Annotated in this window: 2 tRNA genes and 3 rRNA genes; all 5 read left to right on the top strand. The window is 50.0% G+C overall.

What is annotated here, in order from left to right:
• Positions 1 to 208 precede the first annotated feature (208 nt).
• Positions 209 to 1,730, top strand: a 16S ribosomal RNA gene (locus tag BUC07_RS20220).
• Between the two features lie 156 nt (positions 1,731 to 1,886).
• Positions 1,887 to 1,960, top strand: a tRNA-Ile gene (locus tag BUC07_RS20215).
• An 81-nt stretch (positions 1,961 to 2,041) separates the two neighbouring features.
• Positions 2,042 to 2,115, top strand: a tRNA-Ala gene (locus BUC07_RS20210).
• Positions 2,116 to 2,617: 502 nt separating this feature from the next.
• Positions 2,618 to 5,434 (top strand): 23S ribosomal RNA (locus BUC07_RS20205).
• Between the two features lie 158 nt (positions 5,435 to 5,592).
• Positions 5,593 to 5,703, top strand: a 5S ribosomal RNA gene (gene rrf / locus BUC07_RS20200).
• Together the 16S, 23S and 5S rRNA genes with 2 tRNA genes alongside form the textbook arrangement of a ribosomal RNA operon.
• Positions 5,704 to 5,744 lie beyond the last annotated feature (41 nt).

Here is a 5,744-nt window from a genome sequence, read left to right as displayed (position 1 = left end):
GCCGGTTACATAGATTGAAAAAAGATAAGAATCAGCATTGATTTTTTAGGAAGAAAAAAGGAGAGGTGCTGATTTTTTATGGAAAAATAAAAGAGCAGAGTTCTTTAAAATTTTGAAACGAAAAAAGCATAAAAAAGCAAGGTGTACCAACTTTGTTGATTTCTGAGAGAATAAACCTTGGGCAAAAGAGATTAAACTTTTTATAATTACAACGGAGAGTTTGATCCTGGCTCAGGATGAACGCTAGCGGGAGGCTTAACACATGCAAGTCGAGGGGTAACATGGTCTTCGGACTGATGACGACCGGCGCACGGGTGCGTAACGCGTATGCAACTTTCCTTATACAGGAGGATAGCCCATGGAAACGTGGATTAATACTCCATAACATCACCAGGTCGCATGGCCGGGTGATTAAAACTACGGTGGTATAAGATGGGCATGCGTAGGATTAGCTAGTAGGTAGTGTAACGGACTACCTAGGCTACGATCCTTAGGGGTTCTGAGAGGATTATCCCCCACACTGGTACTGAGACACGGACCAGACTCCTACGGGAGGCAGCAGTGAGGAATATTGGTCAATGGGCGCGAGCCTGAACCAGCCATCCCGCGTGCAGGATGACGGCCCTATGGGTTGTAAACTGCTTTTCTACGCCAAGAAAGGCCCGTACGAGTACGGGATTGACGGTAGCGTAGGAATAAGCATCGGCTAACTCCGTGCCAGCAGCCGCGGTAATACGGAGGATGCAAGCGTTATCCGGATTTATTGGGTTTAAAGGGTGCGCAGGCGGGCTTGTAAGTCAGTGGTGAAAAACTGCCGCTTAACGGTAGAGGTGCCATTGATACTGCGAGTCTTGAGTATGGTTGAGGTAGGCGGAATGTGCAGTGTAGCGGTGAAATGCATAGAGATTGCACAGAACACCGATTGCGGAGGCAGCTTACTAAGCCAATACTGACGCTGAGGCACGAAAGCGTGGGGAGCGAACAGGATTAGATACCCTGGTAGTCCACGCCGTAAACGATGTTCACTCGCTGTTTGCGATACACAGTAAGCGGCTGAGCGAAAGCATTAAGTGAACCACCTGGGGAGTACGATCGCAAGGTTGAAACTCAAAGGAATTGACGGGGGCCCGCACAAGCGGAGGAACATGTGGTTTAATTCGATGATACGCGAGGAACCTTACCTGGGCTTAAATGTAGGCTGCATTCCCGAGAAATCGGGATTCCCTTCGGGGCTGCTTACAAGGTGCTGCATGGTTGTCGTCAGCTCGTGCCGTGAGGTGTCGGGTTAAGTCCCATAACGAGCGCAACCCTTATCGTTAGTTGCCAACAGGTAAAGCTGGGGACTCTAGCGAGACTGCCACCGTAAGGTGAGAGGAAGGTGGGGATGACGTCAAATCAGCACGGCCCTTATGTCCAGGGCTACACACGTGTTACAATGGTCGGTACAGAGGGAAGCTACCTGGCGACAGGTTGCCAATCTTAAAAGCCGGTCTCAGTTCGGATTGGAGTCTGCAACCCGACTCCATGAAGTTGGATTCGCTAGTAATCGTATATCAGCAATGATACGGTGAATACGTTCCCGGGCCTTGTACACACCGCCCGTCAAACCATGGGAGCTGGGGGTGCCTGAAGTCTGCCACCGAGAGGAGCGGCCTAGGGTAAAACCAGTGACTGGGGTTAAGTCGTAACAAGGTAGCCGTACCGGAAGGTGTGGCTGGAACACCTCCTTTCTGGAGCACAGGGAGAATACGATTGGGGATTGACAATTTTGGGCCTTGCTTTTTTTAAAAATATTATAGAGTTTAAAGTTGAAAGTTTAAAGTTCAAAGCTCCGGTAAGGAGCAACTCGAAACTTTAAACTCGAAACGCGGAACTCTATTGGATAGAGTCCCGTAGCTCAGCTGGTTAGAGCGCTACACTGATAATGTAGAGGTCCCCAGTTCAAGTCTGGGCGGGACTACGAAAGTAGTTCAGAGTTTGAAGTTCAAAGTTCAGAGTGAAAAACTCGGAACCCGGAACACTGAACTCGGAACTGAGACTTGGGGGATTAGCTCAGTTGGCTAGAGCGCCAGATTTGCATTCTGGAGGTCAAGGGTTCGACTCCCTTATTCTCCACAGTTCATAAAAGGAATGAAAGGGAGAAAGGAGGTCAAACAGGGTTCTGCCGAAGGCATCTGCCATAGGCATTCCTTCGGAGCCTACTGGGGACTCCCTTATTCTCCACAGAAAGCCCCTCCCGACCTACCGCCAGCTGGCGGATAGAAGAAAGAGGTGGTAAAAAAGATAAAAACTCGAAAAGTGATTTGCGACACTAAAACAGGCAAGACGTTCAAAAAAAATTGACATACTGAATTTTAGTAAAAGCTTGGAGCTTGCAGCTCGTAGCTTGAGGCTAAAAAAAGATAAGGCTGGTGCCAGAAATTGGGGTTCGATTCCTTTATTATCTGCACACTTGAGGCTTGAAGCTTAAAGCTTGGAGCAGCAAAGTAGAAGTTCTTTGGCATGATGGGAAAAAAAGACGAATAACAAACAGAAAGGTTAAAATTGAAATTAGTTTCAATTAATTACTGAGTAACGCGAAAAGATAAAGAGCCTTTATAAGGGTTCTCTTTGAGTAAAGAAAGTTACAAAGGGCGTACGGGGGATGCCTTGGCTCCCGGAGGCGAAGAAGGGCGTGACAAGCTGCGAAAAACTGCGGGGATCGGCAAATACGAATTGATCCGCAGGTACCCGAATGGGACAACCCATTCACCGTAAGGTGGATATTCCTGCTTGCAGGAAGGCCAACCCGGGGAACTGAAACATCTAAGTACCCGGAGGAAGAGAAAACAATAGTGATTCCCAAAGTAGTGGCGAGCGAAATGGGAACAGCCTAAACCGGTATTGTTTCGGCAATGCCGGGGTTGTAGGGCTGCGATATGGTATATAACCAGGAAGTGGAACGGTTTTGGAAATGCCGGCCAAAGGAGGTGACAGCCCTGTACACGTATAGGGTTATATACTTAGCAGTACCCTGAGTAGGGCGGGACACGAGAAATCCTGCCTGAACCAGCCAGGACCATCTGGTAAGGCTAAATACTACTGGGAGACCGATAGTGAACAAGTACCGTGAGGGAAAGGTGAAAAGCACCCCGAACAGGGGGGTGAAAAAGTACCTGAAACCGTACGCTTACAAGCGGTTGGAGTCCCGAGAACTCGGGATGACAGCGTGCCTTTTGCATAATGAGCCTACGAGTTAGTCGTCACTAGCGAGGCTAAGGACTTAAGGTCCGTACCCGAAGCGAAAGCGAGTCTGAAAAGGGCGTAAAGTTAGTGGCGCTAGACGCGAAACCCTGTGATCTACCCATGGCCAGGTTGAAGTTTTGGTAACACAAAATGGAGGACCGAACCAGGAAGCGTTGAAAAGCTTTTGGATGAGCTGTGGGTAGGGGTGAAAGGCCAATCAAACTGGGAAATAGCTCGTACTCCCCGAAATGCATTTAGGTGCAGCCCTGTAGAAGTTTTGCAGAGGTAGAGCTACTGATTGGATGCGAGGGCTTCACCGCCTATCAAATCCAGACAAACTCCGAATGCTGTAAAATGATTTACAGGAGTGAGGGCATGGGTGCTAAGGTCCGTGTCCGAGAGGGAAAGAACCCAGACCACCAGCTAAGGTCCCGAAGTGTATGCTGAGTTGAAGAAAACGAGGTCCGGTTGCTTAGACAGCTAGGATGTTGGCTTGGAAGCAGCCATTCATTTAAAGAGTGCGTAACAGCTCACTAGTCGAGCGACTGGGCATGGATAATAATCGGGCATAAGCATACCACCGAAGCTGTGGCATTGAATTTTATTCAATGGGTAGGGGAGCATTCCAGCAGGCGCAGAAGTTGTACCGTGAGGTATGGTGGAGCTACTGGAAAAGCAAATGTAGGCATAAGTAACGATAAAGGGGGTGAGAAACCCCCTCGCCGATAGACTAAGGTTTCCTGATCAACGCTAATCGGATCAGGGTAAGCCGGGACCTAAGGAGTACCCGAAAGGGGAATCCGATGGTTAGCAGGTTAATATTCCTGCGCCCGCTATGCGATGAAAGTGACGGAGTGATGTAGGTACTGAGTGCTGACGGAATAGCACCCTGAGCCTAGCCTTCGGGCGAAGCGAAGTATTGAAATTGCTTCCAAGAAAAGCGAGCATAGCGGCCCGTACCGTAAACCGACACAGGTAGTCAAGGAGAGAATCCTGAGGCGCTCGAGTGATTCGCGGCTAAGGAACTAGGCAAAATGACCCCGTAACTTCGGGAGAAGGGGAGCCCGATCTTCGGATCGGGCCGCAGAGAAATGATCCAGGCGACTGTTTATCAAAAACACAGGGCTATGCTAAACTGCAAGGTGACGTATATGGCCTGACACCTGCCCGGTGCCGGAAGGTTAAGGGGGGAGCTTATCTTCGGAGAAGGCTTGAACCGAAGCCCCGGTAAACGGCGGCCGTAACTATAACGGTCCTAAGGTAGCGAAATTCCTTGTCGGGTAAGTTCCGACCTGCACGAATGGTGCAACGATCTGGATACTGTCTCGGCCGCGAGCTCGGTGAAATTGAAGTAACGGTGAAGATGCCGTTTACCCGCAACGGGACGGAAAGACCCCGTGAACCTTTACTGCAACTTCGCATTGACTCTGGGTAAGGAATGTGTAGGATAGGACGGAGGCTATGAACCGGGTTCGCCAGGATTCGGGGAGCCGCCCTTGAAATACGTCCCTTTGCTTACTTGGCGCCTAATCCGGCAACTGCCGGAGACATTGCGTGGTGGGTAGTTTGACTGGGGTGGTCGCCTCCAAAAGCGTAACGGAGGCTTCTAAAGGTACCCTCATGGCGATTGGTAACCGCCAGCAGAGCATAATGGTATAAGGGTGCTTGACTGTGAGACCGACGGGTCGATCAGGTAGGAAACTAGAGCATAGTGATCCGGTGGTTCCGAATGGAAGGGCCATCGCTCAAAGGATAAAAGGTACTCCGGGGATAACAGGCTGATCGCTCCCAAGAGCTCATATCGACGGAGCGGTTTGGCACCTCGATGTCGGCTCGTCACATCCTGGGGCTGGAGAAGGTCCCAAGGGTTGGGCTGTTCGCCCATTAAAGTGGCACGCGAGCTGGGTTCAGAACGTCGTGAGACAGTTCGGTCCCTATCTGTTGTGGGCGTATGAGATTTGAGAGGACCTGATACCAGTACGAGAGGACCGTGTTGGACAGACCTCTAGTGTACCTGTTGTGGCGCCAGCTGCATTGCAGGGTAGCTATGTCTGGATGAGATAAGCGCTGAAAGCATCTAAGCGCGAAGCTCACCTCAAGATGAGATCTCGCTTAAGGGCCGTAGGAGACTACTACGTTGATAGGCTGCAGGTGTAAGGGCGGTAACGTCCGTAGCCGAGCAGTACTAATTGCCCGATAACTTTCTTGAAACCAGGTGGACCCTTGTTTAAGGTAAATTATCTGAAAAAAACGTCTTTCCATCATGCCTAAAGGTATTGAAGGGCCATAGAAAGGCCCGGCTAAAAGTACAAGGCTTGTCCCAGGTTACAGGGGACAATGATTTAACCGTCATAAAGCCAAACGACTTAAGGTAGCTATAGCGGCGGGGCACCACCTCTTCCCATTCCGAACAGAGAAGTTAAGCCCGCCAGCGCCGATGGTACTGCGTAAAAGTGGGAGAGTAGGCCGCTGCCGGATTTATCCAAAGCCCATGTTCAAAAGAGCATGGGCTTTTTTAT

It is taken from the genome of Tangfeifania diversioriginum (assembly GCF_900141875.1).
Taxonomy (GTDB): domain Bacteria; phylum Bacteroidota; class Bacteroidia; order Bacteroidales; family Prolixibacteraceae; genus Tangfeifania; species Tangfeifania diversioriginum.
This window is presented reverse-complemented; position numbering and strand designations above follow the sequence as displayed.